Source organism: Dactylosporangium sp. NBC_01737 (assembly GCF_035963215.1).
Classification (GTDB): Bacteria; Actinomycetota; Actinomycetes; order Mycobacteriales; family Micromonosporaceae; genus Dactylosporangium.
This window is the reverse complement of sequence record NZ_CP109153.1, coordinates 10,628,633-10,653,836: the sequence shown is the minus strand read 5'-3', so window position 1 is coordinate 10,653,836 and position 25,204 is coordinate 10,628,633. Positions and strand designations below refer to the sequence as shown.

General features: G+C 72.0%; 24 protein-coding genes and 1 pseudogene. 12 read left to right on the top strand and 13 right to left on the bottom strand.

What is annotated here, in order from left to right:
* Positions 1-675: 675 nt before the first annotated feature.
* Both OHA72_RS48965 and OHA72_RS48960 read right to left on the bottom strand, forming a co-directional pair.
* Entirely contained in the window at positions 676-1,392 is a 717-nt protein-coding gene (locus OHA72_RS48965) for a hypothetical protein (RefSeq protein ID WP_327002951.1), read from the bottom strand.
* Between the two features lie 92 nt (positions 1,393-1,484).
* The gene (locus tag OHA72_RS48960; protein ID WP_327002950.1) at positions 1,485-2,051 is read right to left on the bottom strand and encodes a TetR/AcrR family transcriptional regulator; all 567 of its coding nucleotides are present in this window, start codon (positions 2,049-2,051) and stop codon (positions 1,485-1,487) included.
* Positions 2,052-2,153: 102 nt separating this feature from the next.
* Here OHA72_RS48960 and OHA72_RS48955 point away from each other — a divergent pair, with 102 nt between their 5' ends.
* Entirely contained in the window at positions 2,154-3,230 is a 1,077-nt protein-coding gene (locus OHA72_RS48955) for a saccharopine dehydrogenase family protein (protein ID WP_327002949.1), read from the top strand.
* Positions 3,231-3,268: 38 nt separating this feature from the next.
* Here the strand turns inward: OHA72_RS48955 and OHA72_RS48950 are convergent, their stop codons facing one another.
* Complete coding sequence (locus OHA72_RS48950; RefSeq protein ID WP_327002948.1) at positions 3,269-4,012, bottom strand: phosphotransferase enzyme family protein; 744 nt, start codon at positions 4,010-4,012, stop codon at positions 3,269-3,271.
* A gap of 160 nt (positions 4,013-4,172) precedes the next feature.
* Here OHA72_RS48950 and OHA72_RS48945 point away from each other — a divergent pair, with 160 nt between their 5' ends.
* Both OHA72_RS48945 and OHA72_RS48940 read left to right on the top strand, forming a co-directional pair.
* The gene (locus tag OHA72_RS48945; protein WP_327002947.1) at positions 4,173-5,129 is read left to right on the top strand and encodes a cyclase family protein; all 957 of its coding nucleotides are present in this window, start codon (positions 4,173-4,175) and stop codon (positions 5,127-5,129) included.
* Between the two features lie 158 nt (positions 5,130-5,287).
* Positions 5,288-6,397, top strand: coding sequence for an amidohydrolase family protein (locus OHA72_RS48940; RefSeq protein ID WP_327002946.1), 1,110 nt, complete (start codon positions 5,288-5,290; stop codon positions 6,395-6,397).
* A 57-nt stretch (positions 6,398-6,454) separates the two neighbouring features.
* Here the strand turns inward: OHA72_RS48940 and OHA72_RS48935 are convergent, their stop codons facing one another.
* Complete coding sequence (locus OHA72_RS48935; RefSeq protein ID WP_327002945.1) at positions 6,455-6,991, bottom strand: MFS transporter; 537 nt, start codon at positions 6,989-6,991, stop codon at positions 6,455-6,457.
* A gap of 122 nt (positions 6,992-7,113) precedes the next feature.
* Positions 7,114-7,671, bottom strand: a pseudogene (locus tag OHA72_RS65235) (hypothetical protein); the annotation flags it as partial.
* A 347-nt stretch (positions 7,672-8,018) separates the two neighbouring features.
* On the opposite strand from OHA72_RS65235, the gene OHA72_RS48925 reads away from it, so the two are divergent.
* Together OHA72_RS48925 and OHA72_RS48920 are read left to right on the top strand one after the other, a co-directional pair.
* Complete coding sequence (locus tag OHA72_RS48925) at positions 8,019-8,390, top strand: hypothetical protein (RefSeq protein ID WP_327002943.1); 372 nt, start codon at positions 8,019-8,021, stop codon at positions 8,388-8,390.
* Between the two features lie 13 nt (positions 8,391-8,403).
* On the top strand, positions 8,404-8,859 hold the full coding sequence (locus OHA72_RS48920) for a hypothetical protein (protein ID WP_327002942.1): 456 nt from the start codon (positions 8,404-8,406) through the stop codon (positions 8,857-8,859).
* Positions 8,860-8,978: 119 nt separating this feature from the next.
* Here OHA72_RS48920 and OHA72_RS48915 read toward each other — a convergent pair whose 3' ends face one another.
* Positions 8,979-9,599, bottom strand: coding sequence for a CGNR zinc finger domain-containing protein (locus tag OHA72_RS48915; RefSeq protein ID WP_327002941.1), 621 nt, complete (start codon positions 9,597-9,599; stop codon positions 8,979-8,981).
* Between the two features lie 88 nt (positions 9,600-9,687).
* Here OHA72_RS48915 and OHA72_RS48910 point away from each other — a divergent pair, with 88 nt between their 5' ends.
* Complete coding sequence (locus OHA72_RS48910) at positions 9,688-10,920, top strand: MFS transporter (RefSeq protein ID WP_327002940.1); 1,233 nt, start codon at positions 9,688-9,690, stop codon at positions 10,918-10,920.
* Entirely contained in the window at positions 10,917-11,396 is a 480-nt protein-coding gene (locus OHA72_RS48905) for a barstar family protein (RefSeq protein WP_327002939.1), read from the top strand. The genes OHA72_RS48910 and OHA72_RS48905 overlap by 4 nt, the downstream gene beginning before the upstream one ends.
* A gap of 69 nt (positions 11,397-11,465) precedes the next feature.
* On the opposite strand, the gene OHA72_RS48900 is transcribed toward OHA72_RS48905, so the two are convergent.
* Positions 11,466-12,341 carry an RNA polymerase sigma-70 factor gene (locus OHA72_RS48900; protein ID WP_327002938.1) on the bottom strand — a complete coding sequence of 292 codons (876 nt, stop codon included), beginning with the start codon at positions 12,339-12,341 and terminating at the stop codon, positions 11,466-11,468.
* 83 nt (positions 12,342-12,424) lie between these two features.
* Between OHA72_RS48900 and OHA72_RS48895 the strand changes: the two genes are divergently transcribed.
* Both OHA72_RS48895 and OHA72_RS48890 read left to right on the top strand, forming a co-directional pair.
* On the top strand, positions 12,425-13,297 hold the full coding sequence (locus OHA72_RS48895; protein WP_327002937.1) for an SDR family NAD(P)-dependent oxidoreductase: 873 nt from the start codon (positions 12,425-12,427) through the stop codon (positions 13,295-13,297).
* Between the two features lie 24 nt (positions 13,298-13,321).
* Complete coding sequence (locus OHA72_RS48890; protein WP_327002936.1) at positions 13,322-13,687, top strand: DoxX family protein; 366 nt, start codon at positions 13,322-13,324, stop codon at positions 13,685-13,687.
* Between the two features lie 165 nt (positions 13,688-13,852).
* On the opposite strand, the gene OHA72_RS48885 is transcribed toward OHA72_RS48890, so the two are convergent.
* The 4 genes from OHA72_RS48885 to OHA72_RS48870 form a co-directional block, all read right to left on the bottom strand.
* Complete coding sequence (locus OHA72_RS48885; RefSeq protein ID WP_327002935.1) at positions 13,853-15,931, bottom strand: tetratricopeptide repeat protein; 2,079 nt, start codon at positions 15,929-15,931, stop codon at positions 13,853-13,855.
* On the bottom strand, positions 15,919-17,490 hold the full coding sequence (locus OHA72_RS48880) for a hypothetical protein (RefSeq protein WP_327002934.1): 1,572 nt from the start codon (positions 17,488-17,490) through the stop codon (positions 15,919-15,921). Before OHA72_RS48880 ends, OHA72_RS48885 begins: the two co-directional genes overlap by 13 nt.
* 3 nt (positions 17,491-17,493) lie before the next feature.
* Entirely contained in the window at positions 17,494-18,660 is a 1,167-nt protein-coding gene (locus OHA72_RS48875) for a CHAT domain-containing protein (protein ID WP_327002933.1), read from the bottom strand.
* Positions 18,661-18,855: 195 nt separating this feature from the next.
* Positions 18,856-19,176: a hypothetical protein gene (locus OHA72_RS48870; RefSeq protein WP_327002932.1), complete on the bottom strand. Its 321-nt coding sequence runs from the start codon at positions 19,174-19,176 to the stop codon at positions 18,856-18,858.
* Between the two features lie 152 nt (positions 19,177-19,328).
* On the opposite strand from OHA72_RS48870, the gene OHA72_RS48865 reads away from it, so the two are divergent.
* Entirely contained in the window at positions 19,329-21,737 is a 2,409-nt protein-coding gene (locus OHA72_RS48865; protein WP_327002931.1) for a family 20 glycosylhydrolase, read from the top strand.
* A 390-nt stretch (positions 21,738-22,127) separates the two neighbouring features.
* The gene (locus tag OHA72_RS48860) at positions 22,128-22,562 is read left to right on the top strand and encodes a hypothetical protein (protein WP_327002930.1); all 435 of its coding nucleotides are present in this window, start codon (positions 22,128-22,130) and stop codon (positions 22,560-22,562) included.
* A 537-nt stretch (positions 22,563-23,099) separates the two neighbouring features.
* Here OHA72_RS48860 and OHA72_RS48855 read toward each other — a convergent pair.
* Complete coding sequence (locus tag OHA72_RS48855; protein WP_327002929.1) at positions 23,100-23,705, bottom strand: maleylpyruvate isomerase N-terminal domain-containing protein; 606 nt, start codon at positions 23,703-23,705, stop codon at positions 23,100-23,102.
* 93 nt (positions 23,706-23,798) lie between these two features.
* The gene (locus OHA72_RS48850) at positions 23,799-24,410 is read right to left on the bottom strand and encodes a PadR family transcriptional regulator (RefSeq protein ID WP_327002928.1); all 612 of its coding nucleotides are present in this window, start codon (positions 24,408-24,410) and stop codon (positions 23,799-23,801) included.
* Positions 24,411-24,476: 66 nt separating this feature from the next.
* Here OHA72_RS48850 and OHA72_RS48845 point away from each other — a divergent pair, with 66 nt between their 5' ends.
* Positions 24,477-25,199: a DUF998 domain-containing protein gene (locus OHA72_RS48845; protein WP_327002927.1), complete on the top strand. Its 723-nt coding sequence runs from the start codon at positions 24,477-24,479 to the stop codon at positions 25,197-25,199.
* The last annotated feature ends 5 nt before the right edge of the window (positions 25,200-25,204 follow it).

Sequence of the window (25,204 nt, the reverse complement as noted above, 5' to 3'; positions counted from 1 at the left end):
GTCGCCGGCCAGTCCCGCCCAGCACGCCACTGCGTAGAGCGCCGCCTCGCGTTCCTGCGGGTCTGGCGCGTCCAGCCACGGCACCAGGAGGGGCATGACCGTGGCTGCCCTGCGTGCGCACCCGGACCCCAGCCGTCCCACCACGACATGGTCCGGGTCGTCCTCGGGCTCCCAGACGACGTCGTAGACGCCGACCTCCTGATCGTCACGCCGCACGTAGGCGACCGTGTCCAGCCGCGCCTGGAAGGAGGCCGCCCACGCCGCCACGTGGCCGAGGTACGACAGCAGCGCCGCGCACATGGAACGTTTCTCGCCCCCGGGTGCCGCGCTGTCGAGGCGATGGTCGGTCGGCGTCCGCGCGACCAGTTCGGCGACCGGTGCGGTGGCCGTGTAGAGCGATTCCTGGTGGGTCACCCAGCCCCAGAGATGCGCCAGCGCCGACTCGCGCGTGGCAGTGTCGGCGGCGGTCAGGCCGCGCAGGTGCCGCGGGGTGTCCGCCGCGGTTCCGTACGCATGCGACAACCGATGCCAGGCAACGTCATCCAGCGCGTCGTGCGACCACACCGCCACGGCCGCAAGGATAGACGGTCCATGAAGGGTCGGATGCCGAGCGCATCGCCGTGGACGGGGTGCTCCGGCGGCGACGGTGTCCGCCGCGTCGGTGCGATGCGCTCGTCAGCCCACAACGGCGGTGGCGGCGCCGACCCGCAGGTCGGTCCCGCGCTGCTCGATCGCGATGGCCACGACCGGGCCCCGCAACGGTGCGTTCCACGTCAGCCTGTCCGCGTCCTCGGTCACGTGCTCCCGGCCCGGCAGCGTCTTGCGCCCGGCGCCGTCGATCACCACGAACGAGGTCAGGTTCAGGTCGCCGTCCGGGAGCTCGACCCGTACCCCGTCGGCATCACCGGCGGCAGCCAGCCGCAGCGTCGGCGGCTCGGGGTCGATCCGCTCGTCGCCGATGTGCCCGAGCGGCACCAGGATCAGCAGCGGCCAGACCAGTCGGGGCGGGCCGGTCGCGACGCGCACGACCATGGCCTTGCTCGGTGTGTCGTAGTGCAACCCGTCGTGCACCACGAGCCAGCCGGTCGCCGTGCCGTCCACGCCGGCGTCGGTGCCGGCCTCGTTGAGCGCCTTGCCGAGACGGTCGAAGACGGGTTGGAAGCCCGCCACATCCACGTAGCGGGACCGTGCCCCGTCGGTCAGCAACGCCCAGGCGCCGGACACGTCGGCCCGCCGGACCAGGGCCTCGAACCGCACGGCCGCGTCGTGTGCGGGACCCCGGAGGTTGGGCTCGACACTGCACCCGCAGGCCGGCTCCGGCCTCCCGGTCGCGATGACGGCGACGGTCACCGCCGAGACGACGACCGCCACGACGAAGCCCGCAACGACCATCCGGCGCATCCGCATGCCGGCTTGGACGTCGCCACGGCAGGCCAGGTTCCCGGCGCCCGAACGATGCCGAGCACGGTCAGGGCCGTCGCGCGCTACGCATCAAGCGTTGCCCGCAGTGTGGTGAGGGCGGTCTCGATGATGTCGTAGAGCTTGCGGTCGTCGCCGGTCTCGAGCCACGCGGTGACCGACACGTACATCAGGGTCGCCGACGTCTCGGCGAGCAGGGCGGCCCGGGTCGGATCGAGCCCCCGGGCGCGGAAGCCGTCCCGCACCGCGGCGGCCAGCGCGGCCCGCTTCTGCAGTTCGCGCTCGCGCAGGCCGGCGTCGGTGGCGACGATGGCGCGCCACTGCCGGATGGTGTCCTTACGGCCCTCGAACCGGGCCTCGGCGACGGCGCGCAGGCCCTCCAGGATGACGGCCAGCGGGCTGGCGCCGGCGGGCGCGTCGGCGATGAGCCGCTCGGCGTATGCGGGCAGTTCGGCCTCGCCGGCGAAGAGCACCTCGCGCTTGTCGGCGAAGTGCCGGAAGAACGTGCGCGTCGTCAGGCCGGCACGCGCGGTGATCTCCGGCACCGTGGTCGCGGCGAAGCCCTGCTCGGCGAAGAGCTCGAGGGCCGCCTGCTGCAGCCGCTCGCGGGCGTCGGGTTGCCATCGGGCCATCCCGGAATTGTACCGGTGATGACATGGCATGTCATTGGCGGTACGGTCATGACACGGCGTGTCATCACTGGGATGCTCGCCGCACCAGGGCGGAGCTGTGCCATGACAGACGTGTGGATTCTCGGCGGGACCGGCCGCAGCGCGCGGGCGATCGCCGCCGAACTGCGGCACCGGGGCATCCGGCCGGTGCTGGTCGGGCGGGACGCCGGACGGCTCGCGGCCGCGGCGGACGGCCTGCCGACCGTGGTGGCCGGATCCGTCGGCGAGGCGGCGGACGCGATCCGGCGGGAACGGCCGACCGTGGTCGTCAACACGATCGGGCCGTTCACCGGCACCGCCGCGCCGCTGCTGGACGCGTGCCTGCCGTCCAGCGACTACCTCGACCTGGCCAACGACCTCGCCGCGGTGTCGGCGACCCTCGGCCGCGGTGACGCGTTCGCGGCCGCCGGGCACACCGCCGTCACCGGTGCCGGATTCGGCGTGACGGCCACGGAGAGCATTGTGGTGAAGCTGTGCGAGGGGCGACCGAACCCGCGGCGGGTCCGGGTCGACATGGTGCCGTCGCTGGCCGTCGAGGCCGGCGTCGTCGGCGACGCGCTCGCGGGCACCCTCGTGGAGGGCCTGCCGGGGGTCGAGGGCGGCGGGAGGTTCCAGGGCCGGCGGTACCGCGACGGCCGGCTCGTGCCCGCCAAACTCGGCGGCGACCCGGTCCGGCTCGTCCTGCCCGACGGCTCGGCCGTCACCACGGCGAGCATGCCGCTCGGCGAGCTGATGGCCGCCCAGCGGGCCAGCGGCGCCCCGGACGTGCTCTCCGCGTCCAGCGAGGCCCCGGCGTCGCCGGTCCTGCGCGCGGTCCTGCCGGCGGCGACCGCGTTGCTGAACCTCGGCCCGGTCCGCGCCTTCGCGCGGCGGCGGCTGGCCGCGGTGCGGTTCAAGGCGGCACCGAAGCCGCGCGAGCACTCGTGGGGCCACGCCGTCATCGAGTGGGCGGACGGCGGCACGCGCGAGGGCTGGCTGCGCGTCGGTGAGGCCCAGGCCTGGACGGGAGCGGTGCCGGCCGAGGTGGTCCGCCGGCTGCTCGACGGACAGGGCAAGCCGGGCGCGTACACCCCGGCCGCACTCTTCGGCCCCACCCTTGCCGAGTCCTGCGGCGGCGAGTACCAGATCCTCGGCGAATGACCGCCACCGGCATCAGCGTCGGAGCCGGACGTGCGTGGTCAGACCGCTCGGACCTCGGCGAGCCGCTTGACCGCGTACCCGTCGTCCCAGCAGACAGCCGCCTCCCATGCGGCCGACGCCTGCGCGGCGATGTCGTACGCGCCGTCGTCGAGGCCGGCGGCGTTGCCGGGCAGCACGAGGTCGAGGTCGGGGACGTCGACGTGCGACTCGTCCCAGTCGATCAGCGCGACCCGGTCCGCGGTCACGCGGACGTTGCCGAGGTTGTTGGGGTCGCCGTGCACGACGCACGTCCGACGTCCGGTGAGCCGCGCCCACGCTGCCCGGCATCGAGCCACGCCCTCGGCCGGCATCGCGCCGAGGTCGATCTTCGTCCCGGTCTCGGCGTGCAGGAGGTCGGTCGAGGATCGCCAGCCCGGGCGCTGTGGCCAGCCTTGCGTCAACCGGTGCAGCTCGCGGAGCACGCCGGCCACGCGACGCCAGTCCGCCTGCGTCTCAGGAGGCCCGCCCTCCACATAGGTCATCACCACCAGACCGTCGGCGAACAGCCGGCCGTCCCGCGTCGGGATCGGCGCCGGCACGGTCAGACCGGCACGGTCGAGGTATTGCAGGAGTTCGGTCTCCCACGCGAGATCAGCGTCGCTCCTGGTGCCGAGACGACCGACCGCGACCCGCCCGTCGACGCGCACGCTCCACACGTCGTTGGCGACTCCGCCGCTCAGCGGCTCGATCCGAGTGGCGTCCTCACCCCACTGCCCGAGTGCCTCCCACCCCACCGGCCACATCTTACGCAGCTCCGGCCATCGCCGTCCTCGGCACGATATCGCACTCCCGGCCTGCCGATCCGGCCGTCCGAAATGGACTAGTGTCATGCCAGTCCAGCGGCTTGGCGTGGCCCGTGCCCGCGGTGCCTCGAACCGCGTTACCGGAGGAGTCGATGCTGCGATGACGGCAGGGCGACCGATACCCACGCAGGACGAGGTGCTCGGATACTTCGACACGCTGTCGAACTGGGGACGGTGGGGCGACGACGACGAACGCGGCACCCTGAACCACATCACCGACGACGTCCGCGTGGCGGCGGCGCGGGCGGTGCGCCACGGCAGGAGCGTGTCGTGCGCATGGGAGGTCGCCGTTCCGGACGAGATGGAGCGGTCGACGACGACGTGCCCGTGCGCCGCCGACATGCCGGGTGCCGAGAACATGCCGCTGCCCGGCTTCCGCAACGACCGGCGCTGGGGCTTCTCGTCCGAGCGGCTCGGCATCACGTTCCACGGCAACACCCTCACGCACATCGACTCGCCGTGCCACATCTTCTGGGACGGCACGATGTACAACGGGCGGTCGCACTCGTTGGTGGACTCCGCAACGGGATCGGCGTGGGCGGCTGTCACGGCGGCGGCGAACGGGATCATCACGCGTGGTGTCCTGCTGGACATTGCGAGGGTCCGCGACGTGCCGTGGCTGGAACCGGAGCAGGGCGTGTTCCCCGACGACCTCGAGGAGGCCGAGCGCCGCCAGGGTGTACGGGTGCGACCCGGCGATGCGGTCCTCCTGCGGACCGGCCGTGGCCGCGCCCGGCACGAGGCCGGCGACGCCGGCGGCTTCACGCAGGCCGGCTGGCACGCGTCCTGCCTGCCGTGGCTGCATGAACGGCAGGTCGCGCTGATCGGCGCCGACACCCCGCAGGAGGTGCAGCCGTCCGGGTACGACGACGTGCTGATGCCGGTGCACGCCGTGAGCCTCGTCGCGATGGGTCTGTGGCTGCTCGACAACTGCGACCTGGAGGCGTGCGCGACGACGGCCGCCGAGCTCGGCCAGTGGGACTTCCACCTCGCCGTCGCACCCGTCCGCTTCGCCGGTACGTCCGGCAGCCCGGTCAACCCGATCGCCACCTTCTGACCGCGGTCCACCGGGTGGCTCGCCTGTACATCACCTGGCACATGCGCCGGTGGCGAAGCGCGCCGCGGCGATCTGCCCGAAGGCGCCGTCGCCGGGGCGGCCACCTTCGTTCGGCCCGGCGGGTGTTCATCGGCGCGGAAATGGGCAGTTGCGGGCCTATGAAGACTGCACTGCGCAACGTCCGTGTGTTCGACGGCAGGCAACTTCTCCGGCCCGGCACGGTGGTGCTCGACCACGACCGTATCGGATCCGACGCCTCGGGTGCGATGGCGGTCGACGGCGCGGGGGCGGTGCTCCTGCCCGGGCTGACCGACGCCCACCTGCACCTCGGCGGGCGGTCCGCGCTCGAACGGCTGGTGCGCTTCGGGGTGACCACTGCCCTGGACATGGCCAACGCCCCGCCGGAGTTCATCGACTCGATGCGCGGCATCCGGGGGCTCACCGACATCCGCAGCGCCGGCACGGCCGCGCTCGCCCCGGGCAGCGTCCACTCGCACATCCCGGAGATCGGCGAGCGCGGCCTGGTCCGTACCGCCGGCGAAGCGGAGCGGTTCGTGACCGAACGATTCGCTGAGGGCTCCAACTACCTGAAGATTCTGATCGATCTGCCCGGGCCCAGCCCCGACCGGGCCACCATCGACGCGCTCGTCGCCACCGCGCACAGGCTCGAGCGGCTCGTCGTGGCGCACGCCCTGTCGTACGAGGCTGCGGAGGTGGCGCAGGCGGCCGGGGTCGACGCGCTCACCCACACGCCGCTGGACCGGCCACTGGACCGCACCGCGGCGGACCGGATGGCGGCTGCGGGCCGGACGCTGATCCCCACGCTGGTCATGATGGAGGCGTTGACGGCGCCGTCGACGTCCCCGCAGATGCTGGCGCAGTGGGCGATGCCCGGTGCGAGTTACGACAGCGCGCGGGCGAGCGTCGCCGCCGCGTACAGCGCCGGTGTACCGATCCTGGCCGGCACCGACACCAACACCGATGCCGAGTCCGCGGGGAACTACAGCTTCGGCGACAGCCTGCACCACGAGCTGGAACTGCTCGTCGACGCCGGCCTCAGCAACGTCGACGCGCTGCGCGCCGCGACCGTGCTGCCCGCCGCATGCTTCGGCCTCACCGACCGGGGTGTGATCGCGCCGGGCCGCCGAGCCGACCTGATCCTCGTCGACGGCGACCCGCTGCACGACATCCGCGCCGTTCGCTCGATCAGCCGCGTCTGGTGCGGCGGCGTCGAGCACACCCCTGCCCGCCTGGCCGGACAGACCTAGGGGTGCGGCGCCCGCGGCCCGCGTCGTGGTACCGGGTGTCGGGTGTCGGGACGGTCGTCAACCGGCGGCTGACCCGGCGGCCGGCGCGCGGGGGAGCAGGGCGACGATGAGCGGCAGTGGTATCAGCGCGGCCATGGTGACGGCGAGGCCGACCTGATCGGCGGCCCAGCCGATGAGGGCCGGACCGAGCAGGATCCCGGTGTACGTGAACGTGGTCAGCCGCGACACCAGGGTGGCCGTGGGGGTGCCCGGCAGCCGGCCGACCGCGCTGAAGGTCAGCGGAATCAGCACCGAGGAGCCCAGCCCGGCAAGGGCGAAGCCGGCCACCGCCGCGGCGGGGTGCGGCGTCAGCACGGCGGCGGCGAGGCCGCCTGCCGCGATCGTGGCGGCCAGGCGGAACAGCGTGTCGCCGCCCCAGCGGCTGGTGAGCCGGTCGCCGGCCAGCCGGCCCAGCGTTTGCCCGCCGGTGTAGGCGGTGATCGCGGCCGCGGCCATGCTGAGGGTGGCGTGCCGCTCCTCGTGCAGGAAGATGCCGCCCCAGCCGAGCGCCGCACCCTCGCAGACCATGAGCGCGGTGGCAGTGAGGCCGAGCACGAGCAGGGCGCCGCTCCAGCCGCCCCGCAGGCCCGCCGCACGCGCTGCGCCGCCCTGCCCGGCCGCGTCGCCGGACTCGCCGTCGACGCGGCCGGTGTCCGGCAGCCGGGGCCGAGCACGAGGCCGGCGGCCAGCAGCAGGGCGCCGGCGGTGACGAGGTGAGCGGCGAGCGAAACGTCGGTGTGGGCCAGGGCGGCGGTGGACAGCGAGGCGGCAACCGCACTGATGCTCCACGCCGCGTGGCAGCCGTTGAGCACCGGGCGCCCGGCCCGGCCCTCGACGGCGACCGCGCTGGTGTTCATCGCCGCATCGGTGGTGCCGTGGACCGCGCCGAGCACGGGTGCCAACGCGGTGAACCACCACGGGCCGGGCGCGACGGCGATGCCGGCCAGCAGCAGCGGCATGACCGCGAGGGCCACGCGCAGCACCACCCGGACACCCACCCGGGCCGTCAGCGCCCCCACGAACTGCATGCAGGCCAGCGCGGCCAACGCGAACAGCAGGCCGGTGAGCCCGAACTGTCCGTCGGTGAGACGGTAGGCGTCCTTGAACGAGGGCGCCCGCACGATGTATGTCGACAGCGTGAGCCCGTTGAGGAAGAACACGGCGGTCACGGCCCACCGCCCCGGCGTCGCCCCTACGAGTGGCTGATCGACTATGTGCTGCTCGTTGACGGTCATGCAGGTCACCCGCTTCCGGTACGGACCCGGACGGGCCCCACCCTGATGACGAATGGCACCCGGCGAAATTCGACAATCACGAACGGCGAATCGTGGAGTACGGCCACGATGAGCGGGCGGCCGTGTGCGCATGGTGCAGCCTCCGGCAGAGGTCATCGCGAGCATCGCCGCCGCTCGGCAGCTTGGTGGAGCTCACCGCGGACCGGGGGCCGTGACACCGAAGTAGCGGCACTGCGGCCGGTCGGTCAACCACGCCGCGCAGTATCGTCGGTGCAACGAACGGCGGCGGATCCGGGCGCCGACGATGAGTGTCGTTCAGGACCTGCCGACCGTTGTCCAGTCGGTAGGTGCGGGCGGGACAGTTCGCCGTTCTGGTAGCAGTGCAGCCGCCGGAGAATCTCTGGCAGATCGGATCAGGCTATCTGTCCGGGACTTCCTGCAGGCCGACCGGCTTTTCTTTTCTGCATGATCCGGCGGCGCGGCTGCCCGCCCGACGGTGGCGTTGCGTAGCACTGAAGCAGCAGTCTGTGCGCGTGGTGGTAGCCGTCCGAAGGAGCATCACGATGAGCGAAGTCTATTTCTGCGGGAAATGCCGCCGGCAGCAGCAACCGTCACAAGGTGAACGGTGCATCATGTGCGGCCGAATCACTGTGTCCTGGTACACCGGCCGTGAGTCCGAGGACGACGCCATGCGCAAGTGGCGCAGCATCAACGGCTGACCGGGAGACGCAGGTGACATATGAACACTCCAGGCTGGACGGACCCGCGCTGCGAGCCCTCGCGGTCTCAACCGCCAGCAGGATCTTCCCGGCGCAGCGTACTTCGTGGTGGCGGTCCGTCCTTTCGGCCGCGCCCGATCCGCGGCAAGGACGCTTCCGGCACCTGTGCGAACGGTTCACGTCTGGTGAGTACACCAAGGAGCCATTCCTGAAGGTGAAGGAAGGCGACTCCTTGCGGCTGCGGGAGGACGGGGTGATCGAATTCGCTCGGTACACTCTGCAACAGGACCGCATCCCTTCATACAATGAGGTGCGGCCTGCGACCGATCAGGACCTGCTGCTCCCCGACCACGTGTGGGAGGAGAAATGGTCCGACGGCCGGGAACGGGTGCTGAATGCCAGCCACGGCCGGCTGACCGTCGTGCGCAAGGGTGACGGGCTACGACGCCTTCTGGAGAACCTGCGGTAACGGCGGTGGTCGGAGTTCCGCGACGGCGCATGGGGAGTGCAGCAGGAGATCGCCGATCGGCGGCTCGGCAAGGGGTTTCGGGCGAGCCTCGCCTGATCCGCGCTCCGTTGTGGGAGGGGTTACTGCCTTGCGCGCGTGCGGCGTGCGGCGACGTAGCGCCGGATCTTCTCGGTGGTTCCGCAGTCGTCCATGCTGCACCAACGGCGACTGCGGTTCTTGCTTTCGTCGTTGAAGATGAAGCTGCAGCCTTCGCATCCTTTGATCCGGTCCAGTGCGGCCGTGGTGAGCAGCTGGACCGCCGCGTGCACCACCGGCCGGAGGGGCCGGGCGAGTGTGTGGTCTTCCCGCCAGGTCCACGCGAACGGGTTCCCGGGCTGCAGTCGTGCGTGGGCGAGCGCATCCGCTTCGTGGTCTCGCAGCCGGGCCAGCGCGGGGGCGGTCGGCGATCCGCCCGCGGCGAGGGACCGAAAGACCTCGTCCAGGTCATCGCGAGTGGACAGCGCTCGCGCGAACGTGGTGTCGGCACGGCCCGGATCGTCGCGGGACAGCCGGCGCAACCTCGCCGCCTCCGCCCGGGTGAGGGCGCCCGCATGCACGCCCCATGCGATCAGCGCGGGGTAACCCGTGAGCAGGTCGTCGTCCGGAGGGCCGGCGGCGGGACCGGTGCGGGTGTTGATGAAGTCCAGGGCGAGGTTGCCGCCCACCAGGCGCATCCGCGTGACGTCCTCGACTGTTTCCATCAAAACCCACTTTACCAGTTGACCATGATCGTGGGCGACACTACTGTTTCCTTCGTAACGTATTTAGACGGAAACAGTGGAGGGCCGGATGGGCCGTGGGCGGGCGGTGGGAGCGCTGATCGGATTGACCGGCGGGACATTCCTCTACACCACCGCCGAGGCGCTGCCGGTCGGGCTGCTCCTTCCGATGGCCGCCGACCTGGCCGTGTCACCGTCGCGCGTCGGCATGCTCGTCACCGCATACGGCGCAGTGGTGATGGTCGCCTCGGTTCCATTGACGGCGCTGGTCCGCAGCGTCCCTCGCCGATGGTTGCTCGCGGCACTCCTGGCCGGCTTCGTCGTCAGCACCGCGATCACCGCATTCGCGAGCACGTTCGCACTGGTGATCGCCGCCAGGATGGCGACCGCCACCACGCATGCGGTGTTCTGGGCGGTAGTGGTGCAGGTCGCGGCCGAGCTGTTCCGACCCGGACTCCGCGGGCGTGTGGTCGCGATCGTCTTCGCCGGCGGCAACATCGCGCTGGTCCTGGGAGTGCCGGCGGGCACGTGGCTCGGCGAGCGCGCCGGCTGGCGAGCGTCGTTCCTGGCAGTGGCGGGGCTCGGCGCGATCGCACTCGCCGCGACCGCCTCGCTGCTGCCCTCGACGCGGCCGGATCAGGGACATGCCGCCCGCGGCGCGACACCCGACGCCCGCCGCTTCTGGCTGCTGGTCGCGGTGGCTGTCCTGTCGACTGCCGGCGCCATCGCCGCCTACACCTATGTCGCCCTCTTCGTCACCGAGGTCAGCGGGTTCGCCGCCGCATCCGTCGGAGCCATCCTGCTGGCGCGCGGCGTCGCCAGCGTGCTCGGTATCCTCGCCGTCGCAGCAGCGGTGGACCGAGACCCGTGGCTCGCCCTGATCGTGACCGTCGCACTGCAGTCCGTGGCGCTGTTCGGGCTGTATGCGGCCGGCCAACGACCGGCCGTGGCCGTCGGCCTGATCGCCCTGGCCGGGCTGGCATTCGCCGCGTTCACCGCAGCGCTCGGCGGCCTCGTGCTCCAGGTGGCGCCCGGCCGCTCCGACCTCGCGGCTGCCACGGTCTCCTCCGCTGTCAACGTCGGCATCGCCGGTGGCGCCTTCATCGGCGGCCTCGCGCTGCCGAGCCACGGCGTGCACAGCACAGCGCTGATCGGCGCACTGCTCGGCGGCGCCGCTCTGGTGCCGGCGCTCGTCGCGGCACGCCACCGGCCCGCCACCGGCCCACGGCACGGACAAGCGGGTGACACCGGTTCCGATCTGCAGACTCCCGCCGCGCGCAAGCCCCTGTGGAGGACCGGATGACGAGCAATTGGTGGGCCAGCCACAGCGAGCCGCTTGCGGTCTGCTCCCGCAGCACAGTGGTGGAGGTGGCGGCGGTACTGCCCGCGGCGGGCAGGTTTGTCGTCGCACGGCTCGACGGCGTGCGCATGGCGGACGTCGAGCACATGTTCTACGAGTTCTCCGACGCGCTGCTGTTCCCGGGCTACTTCGGGTGGAACTGGGCCGCGTTGTCCGACTGCCTGAGCGATCTGCAGTGGTTGCCCGCCGACGGTTATCTGCTCGTGGTGGAGAACGCGCCGGAGATGCTGTCGAGCAGTGCCGGCGACCGGTGCACACTGTTCGGTGTCCTGTCCCGGGCGGTTCGTCATTGGGCGAACCCGATCGGCAGACCCGGCGGCGAGGGTGTCGCGTTCAAGGTGCTGCTGGTATGTGACCGCGATGAGGACGTCGTGCGGCTGCGTCGGGAGATCGCTGCCTGCACGGCCGGCGACGTCTGACCGCAGGACGCGTTGCCGTCTGCGCCATTGTCGGCACGGTGGGCCTGGCGGCCTACGTCATACGGACGGTCACCTTCCGTGGAGGTGGCGCAGCTTGTCCGGGTTGACGACGGTGTGGACGGCACGGATGGCGCCGTCGGCGATGTGCAGGGCGAACACCGCCCGCAGCCGGCCTCGACCGTCCAGGACACGGGCACCGGGTTGACCGTTCACGGCCCGCGGCTGGACCTCCAGGCCGGTCCGGTCGGCGTGGCGGAACAAGCCGAGCAGGAACCGGGCCACCGGTGTACAGCCGACGACCGGTGCCACGACCGCGGGCGGCCTGCCGTTGCCGTCGGCGTAGAACGTGACGTCGTCGGCGAGCAGCGACTCCAGGGCCGCCAGGTCGCCGCCGTGGCAGGCGGAGAAGAACCTCCGCGCCAGCTCGTCGCGGCGTGCCGGCGACACCTCGAACCGGGGACGGTTCTCGCGCACGTGTGCCCGTGCCCGGGCGAGGATCTGCCGGCAGTTCGCAGGGTTCCTGGCCACCACGCCGGCGATGGTGTCGTAGTCGTAGTCGAAGACCTCGCGGAGCAGGAACACGGCGCGCTCGACGGGGGAGAGGCGCTCCAGCGTCGCGAGGAACGCGAGTGACAGCGTCTCGTCCTGCTCGGCGATCGCCGCCGGGTTCGCGGACTCGTCCGAGCTCACCATCGGCTCGGGAAGCCAGGTGCCCACGTACAGCTCGCGCCGGACCCGGGCCGAGCGGAGATGATCGATGGCGAGGCGGGTGGTGACGGTCACGGCGTAGGCGTCGGGCGAGTCGACCGGCGCGGTGTGACGCAGCAGGCGCAGCAGCACTTCCTGGGTGATGTCCTCGGCGTCGGCGACGCTGCCCAGCATCCGGTACGCGACGGCGAACACCAGGGGCCGCAGGCGTTCATGACGGATCGCGAGGTCTGCCATGTCCGAAGCAAAGCACGCCGGTGTCACATGCGCTCGGTGCGTCTCGTCGTAGGGAGGAGCACCTGCAGCGAGAGGAGCGGACTATGCCAGCCGTGGTGATCACCGGTACCTCGACCGGAATCGGGCGGGCGTGTGCCCTGACCCTGGACGCGATGGGCATGCAGGTCTTCGCCGGTGTCCGCCGGCGGGAGGACGGTGACGCCCTGCGCGCCGCCGGATCCGACCGGCTCACGCCGGTCCTGCTCGACGTGACCGACGAGGCGTGCATCCGCGCCGCCCGGGACCTCGTCGCCGAGCGGGTCGGCGGGGCCGGGCTGACCGGACTCGTCAACAACGCCGGCACCACCGTGCCCTGCCCGGTCGAGTACCTCCCGCTCGACGTGTTCCGGCGCCAGCTCGAAGTCAACCTCACCGGGCATCTTGCGGTCATCCAGGCGTTCCTGCCGCTGTTGCGCCGTGCCCGCGGGCGGATCGTCAACGTGAGCTCGGTCGGTGGCAGGGTCGGCGCACCACTGATGGGCTGCTACGCGGCCGCCAAACACGGCCTGGAAGGGCTCAGCGACAGCCTGCGCCTCGAAATGGGACCAGCGGGTGTCCACGTCTGCGTCGTCGAGCCCGGGTTCGTCGCCACCGCCATGCGGGGCAAGCTCGAACGCGACACGGACACCGAGTTGCAGCGGCTGCCGCGGGAAGGCCGGGACGCCTACGGGCGGCAGCTGACCGCGCTGGCCGCCACGATCAGCCGCGAGGCGGCCGACGGCTCGGCGCCGGAGGTGGTGGCCCGTGCCGTCACGCACGCGCTGACCAGCCGCCGCCCGCGCGTGCGCTACCCGGCCGGCGCAGGCGCGCGACGCCTGCTGACGCTGCGCCGCGTCCTTCCCGACCCGTGGATGGACCGCATCATCGGCCGCGCCACCGGCTACAGCGCGGCGTCGCGGGACGCCGGCCGGCGCTGACCGTACGACAACGATTGGAGTGCCATGAACATCGCATTGTGGTGTGCGCAGATCCTGCTCGCGGTAGTGTTCACCACCTCGGGCGTCATGAAGTCGCTGCTGCCCAAGGACGACCTGGTCGCCAGGGGTCAGACCGGGGTGCAGTTCTTCCCGACCTGGGCGATCCGGCTGATCGCCGCCAGCGAGCTGCTGGGCGTCCTCGGCCTGATCCTGCCCCGCGTGACGGGCATCGCGCCGATCCTGACCGCCTACGCCGCGGCCGGGCTGGCGATCGTCATGGTCGGCGCGATGGTGACCCACATCAAGCTGCGCGAGCCGAAGAACATCGCCATCACCGCCGTGATTCTCGTTGTCTGCGTGTACGTTGCTGCCGGCCGGTTCGCCGGATAGCCCGCTCTGCCATCGTCCGCGGGTTCCCGAACGGCCGCTACCGGCGCCGCTCAGCAGCCATGCCAGACGACCGGCACCGTCCGGTCGCCGGCCACCGGATCGCCGACCGGCCCCGACGTCGGGACGGCACCCGCTGATGCGCTCGGCCCCGGCCCGGGTTCAAAATCAGCGCACGCGATTCCTTCCCCACCTCACGGGCGGCGCCGGGTCGTCGGGCCCGTCCAGGCCGGCGCGGCAGGCGGCGAGCGCGCCGGCCAGGTCGGGGTGCGCCCGCTGGAGCCGGTCGAGGTCGGTGCGGAGCTCCAGCAGCTGCGACCACAGCACGCCGCGACCCTGCTCGAGCAGGGTCAGTGACCGGCTCGGACAGCCGGCGGCGAGTGCGGCCGCCGCCGCGTCCGAGGCGGCCGTCACCGTCGTGGTCTGCAGCAGGTACCGCCGGTCGGCGGCTGCGATGCCGCGCCAGGCCAGCACGGGCAGCAGCCCGATGACGTCGGCGTACATGGGCAGGGCGGCGGCCAGGTCGTGCCTGACCCCGGTGGCGTCGCCCCAGCGGCTCATGGCTTCCAGTCGCGTCCGCGTGGACGCGGTGACGGTGGCGCTCGCCGACGCCCAGGAGTCGATGGCCTCGTCCAGGTCGGCGATGTCGTGGTCGCGGTCGAACCGGGTGGCGAGCACACGTCCGAGGGTTGACCGGCAGTCCGCCCCCATGGCCTGATCGGCGGGTACGCCGGCGACCGCCGCTCGCGCGACCGACAGCACCTCGTCCAGGTCGGCCGCCGCCGATCGCCGGTACTGCTCCAGCAGGGCCTTGCTGAGCTGATGCAGCGCCCGGGTACGGCCCATCGCCCGCGGCTCGCCGGCCTCCGCCAGGCCGGCCGCCTGCCGGGCGACGGTGACCGCCCGGTCGAGGTCGACGGCGTCCGCGGTCCGGTGGTACCTGGCCAGCAGCGCGACGCTCAGGCTGGTCAGATGGTCCGTCCGGTCGGTGCGCGCCGCGGCGGCGACCTGGTCCATGACGGTGATCGCCTCGTCCAGGTCCCCGAGCGTGTCGTGCCGCCAGAACCGGTTGAGCAGCGCGCCGGCGAGGTTGCCGTGCAGGGCGGCGGAGACCGCCTGGTTCGCCGGCGCGGCGGCGACGGCTTGACGGCCGACGGCGACCGCCTCGTCGAGATCGGCTGCGGCGCCGATCCGGTGATACCGCGATCGCAGCGCGACACCCAGGTTGGACAGCCGGCCCGCCCGGCGGACGTCGCCGGCGGGGGTGGCGGCGACCGCCAGCCTGGCCGTGGCGATGCCTGCCTCGACGTCGGTGAACGCGCCCCGGTGCCGGCTGCGGTCGGTCAGCGCGGCGGCCAGGGTCGAGGCGATGTCCGCCGGCGGCGGGCGGCCTTGCGGGGTCGCGTCGACCGCCGCTCGGGCGAGCGAGATCGCCTCGTCGAGCAGGCCGGGGTCATTGGTGTGCTCGAATTTCGTCAGCAGGACGTTGCTGAGGTTGTTCTGGTGTACGGCGAGGCGCGACCGGTCGGCAGCGACGTTGTGCCGGCCGAGCGCGATCGCCTCATCCAGGTCGGCCACCGCGGCGGTGTGTTGGAAGCGGGATTCCAGCATGATGCTCAGGTTGGCCCGGGCCACGGCCGGGTCGGTGTGACGTCGCCGCCCGAGGCCGACCGCCAGGCGGGCCATCGCGATCGCCGCGTCCAGATCGGCCGGATTCCCCGTGCCGTCGAACCGTGCCAGCAGCGCGTAGCCGAGATTGGACATGAGCCCGGCACGGTGCGGATGGCTCGGCGGTACCCCGTCCAGGGCGCTTCTGGCTTCAGCGATTGCCGTGTCCAGGTCCGATGCCGCGCCGGTCACCAGGAACCGGGCGATGAGGGCGCCGACCAGACGCGTCCGGCGCCGGAACAGCTCGCGATCCCCGGGCGCGGCGTCGACCGAGCGGCGCCCGAACAGCACCGCCCGGTCCAGGTCACCGCGGTCCCCGGAGCGTTCGTACCGGATCCGCAACGCCCAGCACAGCCTGGAGTGGTACTTCGCCACCTTCGGATGGCCGGGATCGATCGCGTCCACGGCGCGGGTCATGAGGTCGATGCCGTGGCTCAGCCGGACCACACCCGGACCGTTCGCCGCGGCCCGCGCCCAGCGCCAGCCCGCCCGGGCCTGCCGGTGCGGATCGCGGTGGTACCCGAGAAAGTGGGCCAGCACCGACGCGCCCGAGCCGGCGAGCCGGTTCACGACTCCCATGACGCGTCCGTGGCCGGGCGCTCGAACCAGCCCCGGATGTCGTCCATGCGCTTGGCGAGCCCGGGTGCGGCCTCGCGCAGCTCGTCGAGGCCGGTGCGCAGGTGCAGCTGCTGCGACCACATGACCGACCGTCCCGACTCCAGCAGCTCGACCGCGAGTCGTGGCTCGCCGGCCAGGACCGCCTGGGCCGCCGCGTCGGTCGCCGGTGGGGCTTCGGCGAGGCGCGCCTCCCGGACCGCGCGGCGCAGCCCCGGCCAGGCCGCCGTGGGCAGGAGCTCGACGGCTCGCCGGTACCCGAGCAGCGCCTGCCGGGCGTCGCCGGCGTCCGCGGCGAGCTCACCGAGCCGGGTGGCGGCCCGCAGGACCCTGTGCAGCGACAGCGCGGGACCGGGCCGGCGCACCGCGGCGGACAGCAGCTCCCGCACCTCGACCCGGTGCGCCGCGTCGTGCGGGAGTCGCCGCAGCAGTTCGGCGTACTCCCAGGTCAACGCGGCACGCATCGGATGCTCGGCCGTGGTCGCGGCGAGCCACGCCCGGATCGACTCCTGGCTGTGCTGGAGTGCGGCGGCCTCGGACGTGGCGTCGAACCAGCAGCGGGCCAGGAGGCTTTCGCGCTGCAGCAGCTGCGGACGCTGGGAGTCGATGCCGGCGGCCAGCGCCTCCGTGCTCAGTTCCCGGGCCCGCCGCAGCGGGTCCAGTTCGCCGGTGCTCAGGTGCAGCACGAGCAGCGCCATCGATAGGGTGCTCAGCCGGTTGGTGTGGTCGACGCTGCCGGGTGCGCTGTCCCGCAGCGCGTCCGCGGCCACGTCCACGGCCTCGGCGTGCAGGGCGGCGTCGTCGCTGAGGCGCAGCGCGGCGCTGAGCAGGGCCGCGTAGTGCGCGCGGTTGGGGTCGATGCGGGACAGCGTGGCCAGGGCCTCCCGATCCGCCGCGACGGCGGCGCTCAGGTCGTGGGGATCGCCGGTGTACAGGTAGCGGCTGCTGAGCGCCTCGACGAGCACACCGAGCCGTGTCCCGCGGTGCAGCGCCTTCTGCGCGGGGCCCTGCACCGGCGTCCGTGCGTCACGCAGGGCGCCGAGGAGATCGTCGAGGTCCGCGGTCTGCTCGTACCGGGTGAGCAGCGCCGACGCACGGTTGGTGATCGCCGAGGCAGCCGCATCGCCGTTGCGGATGGCGTCCGTGGCGGCGTCGACCGCCTCGCCGAGGTCGGCGACGTCGCCGTACCGCACGAACCGGGCCCGCAGCATCCCCGCGAGATCAGCGCCGTAGGTCGCCCGCTCGCGTGCCGGCGTGCCGGGCGAGGCGATCGCCTCGCGGAGCCGTTCGAGCGCCTCGCCGAGGTCCTCGACGTCGGACGTCAGCTCGTAGCGCCAGTACAGGCCGTTGCTGAGTGCGGCGAGCACCAGCGGCCGGTCCTCGTGCGTGGCCGGCAGACGCGCGGCCGACCGGCCGAGGTGGCTGATCGCCAGGTCAAGACTGGGCCGGTGGTGCAGCACGCGGAACCGCGCCAGGCGCGCAGTGCCGCGCAGTGAGTAGAGCTGGCCGATCGCGGTGGTCACGGTTCACGGCCCGGTGTGCGTGAACGGCGTCCAGACGCTCGGACGGTCCAGGTGCTGCGCCCGGAGTGCCCGCACGGCCTCGTGCAGCGCGAGCGCGGCGCGTTCGGGGCGCAGCGTCGCGCCGTCGGTGATCTGGCCGTACACGGCCTCTGCGACGTCGGCGGCGCTGTCGTCCCAGACGGACCAGAGGGTGGCGATCACGTGCCGGTAGCCGGTGTAGTGCAGCGCGGCGGCCAGCGTGAACGCCTCGTCCGGCAGCGTGGTGCCGCCGGTCGCGGTCTTGCACGCGGACAGGAACGCGAAGTCACCGCGGTGCTGCCCGGAGCTGACGGCCTCGACGGTCAGCAGGCCGTCGGACAACAGCAGCCCGCCGCGCGAAGGGTCGGTGAGGTCCTGCTGACCGTGGCAGCTGAAATGGACCCACCGGTGGGTGTGGAGCGCGTCGCGGACGGCCTCGACCGTGGCCGCGGGACCTTCGAGGACCGTGACATCCGGGTGCAGCCGGGCCAGCAGGTCCACCTCGCGGCGCACGTTGGGCAGTGACTGCTGGCCCTCGGTGTCGGGCATCGCGACCACGAGCATCGCGTCGCGCGCGCCGGCGCCGGGCCGGGGATGCCGTGCTTCCAGCAGCGCCCGCACCGTCGGCGTGTACGACGAGGCGACCCGATCGATGACCGCGTCGCCGTGGCCGCCGGCGGCATGCAGCGGCAGCAACGTCAGCGGCCCCGTCGGGCACCACCACAGCCGCGGCCACGCCTGCCCGGGACCCGGCGGCGCGGTCAGTCCCAGGTGCGTGAGGACCGGCTCGGCGATGCCGGTCCAGCACCACTGCAGTACCTCCGCCAACCGGCGCTCCGGGTCGGCCTCGCCGGATCCGGGCACCTTGAGGTCGCGGCGTGCGCCGGCGAACCAGCCGACGGCGCGCAGGTACGCCTGCACCTGGTTGGTGACCTCGTCGAAGGTCACGTCCGGCAGCGCCACCACGTCCACACCGGTCGGCCGCACGATCAGGGCGTCGCACCGCCACCGGCTGACATTGATGATCGCGACAGGTCCGTCGTCGGCGGCCGGCAGCAGGGTGCGCAGCGGCGGTGGCCGCAGGAAGTCCTCGAAGCCATCGAGGCGGCGGACCCGATCCACGAGATCGTCCCACTCGTGCGCGAGCGCCATCCGTCGATCGATATCCGGTGCACCGGGCAACGTCATGACCACTACTGACGGACTGGTCCCGGCCCTTCAGAGGCGCCCGGCCCAGGGCCTGCCGTGGCCCGCCCGCACCGCACTGCGCCCCGGCGGCAGGTCAAGCACGTCGAGCAGGCTCTGGTCCTCGTCGCCGCGCAGGCCGTCGTGCCGGGGGAGGGGCGGCTACGGGACGCCGTTGTCGTGGTGACGGCCGGCCTCCCGGCGCTCGGCGGGCGTGAGGTCCCCGTCGCGCATCAGGCGCACGGCGGTCACGTGATCGCCCACCGGGCAGCGCTGCACGCGCACCAGGCCGAGGCGGATCGCCTTGAACGACACCATCGGGATCCACGTGGTCATGAACAGGTGCCCATCGCGGCACCGCACGATGACGTCGCGCCCGAACCGGTAGCCCTGCGCCTGCGACATCCGCCGGACCCTGACCGCGACCACGGCGACGATCACCACGGCGAGCACGTAGATCAGGACCTGCGTCAGGGCGGACACCCTTCGACCATAGCGCCACGTCCTGCGGCTCCCCCCTTGGCGCGTTGGCATCGACGCGTCCGGAGGGAGGCGACTCCCTTGACACTTTCCCGCGCGGGACATAGCGTGCCGTCAAACTAGCAGGAAACTTAACAGTTTCGCTGGAGGATGCCGTGCACCGTTCCCCGCGCCACCTGCTGCTCGCCTCGGTTGTGGCCGTCGCGACCGCCGCCACCGGCGCCGCCTGGCTGCTGGCGGCCTCCCCGGCCAGCGCGGCGGTGAGCCTCTCCGACGTCGTACCCGCACCGGTGTCGGCGCAGCCCGCGGCCGGCGTGACCTACACGCTGCCGTCGAACGCCGCGATCCAGACCGCGGTCGGCGCCACCGACGCCGGCAACTACCTCGCCGGCATCCTGCGCCCGTCGACCGGCTACGCGCTGCCGGTCTCCACCACGACCGGCACGCCGACGAGCGGCATCGCACTGCTGCTGTCCGGCGCCGACCCGAGCGTGGGCGCCGAGGGCTACCAGCTCGACGTGACCGCCGCCGCCGTCACGCTCCGCGCGCAGACCGCGGCCGGGCTGTTCCACGGCGTGCAGACGCTGCGGCAGCTGCTGCCGGCGACGGTCGAGGCGCGGACCGTCCAGAGCGGACCGTGGACGGTCACCGGCGGCCGGATCATCGACTACCCGCGGTACGCGTACCGCGGCGCGATGCTCGACGTGTCGCGGCACTTCTTCGCCCCCGACGTGGTGAAGCGGTACATCGACGAGATCGCGCAGTACAAGATCAATACCCTGCATCTGCACCTCTCCGACGACCAGGGCTGGCGCATCGTGATCGACGCCTGGCCGCAACTGGCGACCGTGGGCGGCAGCACGCAGGTGGGCGGCGGCGCGGGCGGCTACTACACCAAGGCGCAGTACTCCGACCTGGTCTCCTACGCGGCGTCGCGGCAGATCACCGTCGTGCCCGAGATCGACATGCCCGGCCACACCAACGCCGCGCTCGCCTCCTACGCGCAGCTCAACTGCAACAACACGGCCCCGCCGCTGTACACCGGCACGAGCGTCGGCTTCAGCTCGCTGTGCGTCAGCAAGGAGGTCACGTACACCTTCGTGCAGCAGGTGCTCAACGAGCTCGCCGCGATCACCCCCGGGCCGTATCTGCACATCGGCGGCGACGAGGCGTCGAGCACGCCGGCGGCGGACTACACCACGTTCATGAACCGCGTGCAGCCCTTCGTCGGCGCGGCCGGCAAGACCGTCATCGGCTGGCACCAGATCGGGCAGGCCACCCACACGACGAACCGGGTCGCGCAGTACTGGGGCACGTCCACATCGGACGCGGACCTGAGCGCGGCGGTGAGCAAGGGCGACAAGATCCTGCTGTCGCCGGCGAACAAGGCGTACCTCGACATGAAGTACACCAACTCGACCCCGATCGGCCAGTCGTGGGCCGGCCTGATCGAGGTGCAGACCGCCTACAACTGGGACCCGGGCGCCTACCTCTCCGGCGTGCCGGCCAGCGCGATCCTCGGCGTCGAGGCTCCACTGTGGACCGAGACGATCACCACCCTGGCCGACATCGAGTTCATGGCGTTCCCGCGGCTGCCGGCGCTCGCCGAGCTGGCGTGGTCGCCGCAGTCGGCCCGCAACTGGGACACGTTCAAGGTGCGGCTCGGCGCGCAGGGTCCACGGTGGACGGTGCAGGGGATCAACTTCTACAGCTCGCCGCAGATCCCGTGGGGCGCGTCTCAGACGACGCGCAGCGCGTACACCCAGATCCAGGCCGAGAGCTACAACGCCCAGACCGGGACACAGACCGAGACCACCACCGACACCGGCGGCGGCCAGAACGTCGGCTACATCACGCCCGGCGACACGCTCGCCTACGACCTCGACTTCGGCGCGGCGTCGCCGGCCTCGGTCACGACCCGGCTGGCCTCCGGCGCGTCCAGCGGCACCATCCAGTACCGCCTGGACTCGACCACCGGCCCGATCATCGCCAGCGTCCCGGTCACCTCCACCGGCGGCTGGCAGGCCTGGACCAGCACCACCACCAACCTGACCGGCGCGGCCACCGGCGTGCACCGGCTGTACCTCACCTTCACCGGCACCGCGGGCACCGACTTCATCAACCTCAACTGGCTGCAGTTCAACGCCGGCGGGGGACTGCCCAACGCGTACAGCGTGCGGCAGACGGAGAGCTACAGCAGCCAGTCCGGCACCCAGACCGAGACCACCACCGACACCGGCGGCGGCCAGAACGTCGGCTACGTCACGCCCGGCGACTGGCTCGGCTACGCAGGCGTCGACTTCGGCACCCCGACCGCGGCGTCGGTGACCACACGACTGGCCTCCGGCGCGTCCAGCGGCACCATCCAGTACCGCCTGGACTCCACCACCGGCCCGATCATCGCCAGCGTCCCGGTCACCTCCACGGGTGGCTGGCAGGCCTGGACCAGCACCACCACCAACCTGTCCGGCTCCGCCACCGGCGTGCACACGGTGTACCTCACCTTCACCGGCACGGCGGGCGCCGACTTCGTCAACCTCAACTGGTTCCAGTTCAACCGGTAGCGCCTGTTTCACGCTGTACGGGCCCTGCCCTGCGGGCGACCAGGACGTCACGCTGGACGGACTGGTCCACCAGGGTGCGTCGTCGAGCACCTCGAGGCCGGCGGCGGCGAACACGCCGCCGGCCTCCTCGCACCGCGTCACGAACGTGTTCCACGCGCCGCCCGGCCGTCGTCCTGTACGCCGCGCGACGGTGGGCGTGCGTGGTGCAGCGCGTCTGCCGCGGCTGCAATAGCGTGAGTGGCTCGGCGTCGGCGTACCGACGTCCGACCGCGGCCAGGTCAGCTGACCCGATTCGACGGACGTGGCCGCCGCGAAACACCCTGCGGCGCTGGACGGCATCGACTTCTGGTCGATGGCGGTGCCCTCAGGTGGGTCTGACAGGATCGATCAGTGAGCGTGCTGTACGACTACTTCGTCGCCTTCTCCGATGACGAGGCCGCGGCGATGATCGAGGACGGGCTAGACGGCGAGCTGTTGCTCCTGGAACTGAAGGGGCTCGACCCGCACGACCTCGTCAGCGTCGAGGCGTTGCTGACCGGTGCCAGCGTCGGCACGGCCCCCGAACAGGGGCATGCTCCGCGCATCGTTGCGGGTCTGCGTGACAACCACAATGTGGTCCTGTCCCTCGACGACGAGCTGCGCGATGCACTCGCCGGGGCGACGGCCGAGAAACTGATCGCGGTTGCGGCATCGTGGGCGCAGCTTCATGGGCTCGTCGACCAAGAAGGCGTCGACGCCTTGGCGGACCTGCTTGGCCAGTTCGCCTGGCTGGCCCGAGAGGCCCGAGACTGCAGCGCACACCTGTACTGCTGGGTCGGCGTCTGAAGCGCGGCGCTGCTCTCGAGCCCCAGCACTCGCCGACCGCGACGGCGGTGGTTGCCGTAACGATCCGGGGAACACACGCTCATCAGCCACGAGAGCGCAGCGGCGCTGCGGCGCCGGGACGGCGTACGCAGCGTGACGATCACCGCCGAACCGACGCGCCCGACCTGCAGCTCCTTGAGCGGAAGTGACCGGTCAGTCCGTCGACGCGATGGCGTCCAGCAGTTCAGATCCGTCATACCCAGGACCTGTTTACACCACCGCGGGCCGGCCACGCTTCAGAGCCGGCCTGCTCATCGGCCCAGACGAAAGTCGGGGCTGGAGATCCGCCGACGGCCTGTGATGAGCCACGGCCGGCCTCATGGCGGCGGCGCGCACCAACGGCGGCATGAGCGCGCAGCTTGATAAGGCGCATTCAGGCTACAAGCGTCGTTGCGCCTGGGCTCAGGTGTCCGCTCGCGGCTGCAGACTGAGGGCCATGCGTCAGTGTGGTGGTCGCTGCGGCTCTTGTCGGATGCGAGGGGTTGCGTCAGCGCTTCGTTAGGGCTGGCGACTGTCACGTCGTGCGCGAAGCTGCCGGATTCTCAACGGAAGTTGCCGCGCCCACAGCGCGTTGAGGACGCCGGCGAGGTGCTCGGGTCCGTCGATGAGGACGTCGGCGTCCTCGACCAGGCGGAGCTGTATGCGCGGGCTGCTTCGGTCGAGGCCGTCGGCGGCGGCCCGCAGATGCGTGGCCGCTGACGCGATCCGGTCGGCGAGGGTTTCGATGCCCAGGTCGGCGTAGCGGTTCAGGACGGCTGGGTCGAAGGTGACGGTGTTGTCGTACCGTAGGTCGGCAGCGGCTCCTGGCATGCCGACCAGCGCGGCGGTGACCTCGGCCAGCAGCTCGGTGTTGTGGGCGACGTGCGCCGCGATCCGGTCGGCGGACCAGCCAGGCGCTGCGGGCGCAAATCCGCCCTGTCTGAGCTCGGCGACGAACGTTCCGTATTGCTCCTGCAGCTTCGGACCTTGGACGAACGCGCTGCCGCCGGTGTACCAGCGGAACCGCGGCTGGTCCCAGGTCGGCGTGCCCGATTCCTCGATCCAGGGGAGGCGTCCGGCAACCGGGAGGTCGAAGGTCACTCCGGTCGCGATCTCGGCGATCATCGCCGGTCAGGGCAGGGCGGGCTCGTAGGCGCGGGTCCGCCGCCGTAACCGGAAGCCGGCGTGCTCGCGTACGGCGAGGACCCGCGGTGGCGTTCAGCGGCTCTCCAGGCGGTCCGGCACCTCCAGCGGCTCCCGCTCGTCCCAGGTGATGGAGCCGTCGTCGAGCCCGGCGAGGATGGTGTCGATCCAACGGATCTCCGCCTCGGTGACCGCGTGCAGGTGCTCGGTCTCCAGCATCGTGACCCGGGGCAGCTCGAAGCCCGCCGCGCCGATCAGCGCGTCCCGGTCGGCGAGTCGCTGGACCAGCAGCTTCCGTCGGGTGGTCAGCAGGTCGCGGGTGGTCCGCGGGGAGATCATCGGCAGGAACGACAGCGCCGCGGGGAACTCGGGGAACTCGTTGCGCGGCGTGGACAGGATCTCCGCGAGCCACTGCCGGGAGGCGGCCCGCCCGGCGCCGGTCAGCTGGTAGGTCGTGCGTTCCGGGTACAGGTGATCGCGGGTGGTCTCGTGGACCTCGATCAGGCCGGCCTCGGCGAGCCTGTTGATGGTCTTGTACAGCGTGGCCCGCTGGCCGACGTTGACCACCTGATCCTTGCCCCACTGCTTGATCAGCTGCTGCATGCGGTACGGGTGCAGCGGCCCGTCCTCGAGCAGCCCGAGGATCGTCAACGCCAGCGGAGAGCGGCGGAAATCGGTGGTCACCATGCAAACGTACACTAGTGCAAAAGCGTCTAGTTGCCAGAACACTAGTTTCTATGACACTGTCGGTCCATGACGATCCACAGCACCCAACCCGGCGCGACGGCACGTCCCGTCGCAACCCCCTCCGACGCCCCCAGCGCACTGAGCGCGCCCAGCGTGCTCGCGCTCGGCGCCATCGCCGGCCCCGCGCTGTTCACCCTGGCCTGGCTCGTCCTGGGCTTCATCAGCACCGGCTACACGGTGGGCGGCACCCGCATCGATCCCTACTCGCACATCAGCCAGCCCATCAGCGGCCTGGGCATGGGCGAGACGGCCCCGTTCATGAACACCGCCTTCGTCCTCAGCGGGCTCCTGCTCCTCGCCGGCGTGATCGGCGTCCTGCGGGGCATCGGCGCGACCGGCCGCCCGGTGGCCCGATGGACGAGCGCCGTCCTGCTCGCGCTGACGCCCGCCGGCCTCGTGGTCGTCGGCCTGTTCGACCTCGACGCACCGGTGCTCCACCTGGCCGGCGCCGCGCTCGTCTACATGCTCCCGGTGCTCAGCTTCCCCCTGACCGGTCTGTTCCTGCGCGGCGTCGCGGGCTGGCGGCGGTTCGGCAACCTGCTTCTGGTCGCCGGCGCGCTGACGTTCGTCCTCATGATCGTGTTCTCGCTGACCTTCAACGAGGACACGACCGCCGCCGGGCAGGGCGTGGCCGGTCTCACGCAGCGGGTGCTGTTCACCGAGGTGCTCGCCTGGTTCGCGGCCATGGGCTGGTGGGCCCGCCGCGCGTCCGCACGCCGGGAAGGGTGATGACG

What these genes read in the sequence shown, in the direction of transcription:
- OHA72_RS48965 (WP_327002951.1), bottom strand. Translation starts at nt 1,392, where the DNA reads ATGGTCGTTGCGGGCTTCGTCGTGGCGGTCGTCGTCTCGGCGGTGACC.
- OHA72_RS48960 (WP_327002950.1), bottom strand. Translation starts at nt 2,051, where the DNA reads ATGGCCCGATGGCAACCCGACGCCCGCGAGCGGCTGCAGCAGGCGGCC.
- OHA72_RS48955 (WP_327002949.1), top strand. Translation starts at nt 2,154, where the DNA reads ATGACAGACGTGTGGATTCTCGGCGGGACCGGCCGCAGCGCGCGGGCG.
- OHA72_RS48950 (WP_327002948.1), bottom strand. Translation starts at nt 4,012, where the DNA reads ATGTGGCCGGTGGGGTGGGAGGCACTCGGGCAGTGGGGTGAGGACGCC.
- OHA72_RS48945 (WP_327002947.1), top strand. Translation starts at nt 4,173, where the DNA reads ATGACGGCAGGGCGACCGATACCCACGCAGGACGAGGTGCTCGGATAC.
- OHA72_RS48940 (WP_327002946.1), top strand. Translation starts at nt 5,288, where the DNA reads ATGAAGACTGCACTGCGCAACGTCCGTGTGTTCGACGGCAGGCAACTT.
- OHA72_RS48915 (WP_327002941.1), bottom strand. Translation starts at nt 9,599, where the DNA reads ATGGAAACAGTCGAGGACGTCACGCGGATGCGCCTGGTGGGCGGCAAC.
- OHA72_RS48910 (WP_327002940.1), top strand. Translation starts at nt 9,688, where the DNA reads ATGGGCCGTGGGCGGGCGGTGGGAGCGCTGATCGGATTGACCGGCGGG.
- OHA72_RS48905 (WP_327002939.1), top strand. Translation starts at nt 10,917, where the DNA reads ATGACGAGCAATTGGTGGGCCAGCCACAGCGAGCCGCTTGCGGTCTGC.
- OHA72_RS48900 (WP_327002938.1), bottom strand. Translation starts at nt 12,341, where the DNA reads ATGGCAGACCTCGCGATCCGTCATGAACGCCTGCGGCCCCTGGTGTTC.
- OHA72_RS48895 (WP_327002937.1), top strand. Translation starts at nt 12,425, where the DNA reads ATGCCAGCCGTGGTGATCACCGGTACCTCGACCGGAATCGGGCGGGCG.
- OHA72_RS48890 (WP_327002936.1), top strand. Translation starts at nt 13,322, where the DNA reads ATGAACATCGCATTGTGGTGTGCGCAGATCCTGCTCGCGGTAGTGTTC.
- OHA72_RS48885 (WP_327002935.1), bottom strand. Translation starts at nt 15,931, where the DNA reads ATGGGAGTCGTGAACCGGCTCGCCGGCTCGGGCGCGTCGGTGCTGGCC.
- OHA72_RS48875 (WP_327002933.1), bottom strand. Translation starts at nt 18,660, where the DNA reads ATGGCGCTCGCGCACGAGTGGGACGATCTCGTGGATCGGGTCCGCCGC.
- OHA72_RS48855 (WP_327002929.1), bottom strand. Translation starts at nt 23,705, where the DNA reads ATGATCGCCGAGATCGCGACCGGAGTGACCTTCGACCTCCCGGTTGCC.
- OHA72_RS48850 (WP_327002928.1), bottom strand. Translation starts at nt 24,410, where the DNA reads ATGGTGACCACCGATTTCCGCCGCTCTCCGCTGGCGTTGACGATCCTC.
- OHA72_RS48845 (WP_327002927.1), top strand. Translation starts at nt 24,477, where the DNA reads ATGACGATCCACAGCACCCAACCCGGCGCGACGGCACGTCCCGTCGCA.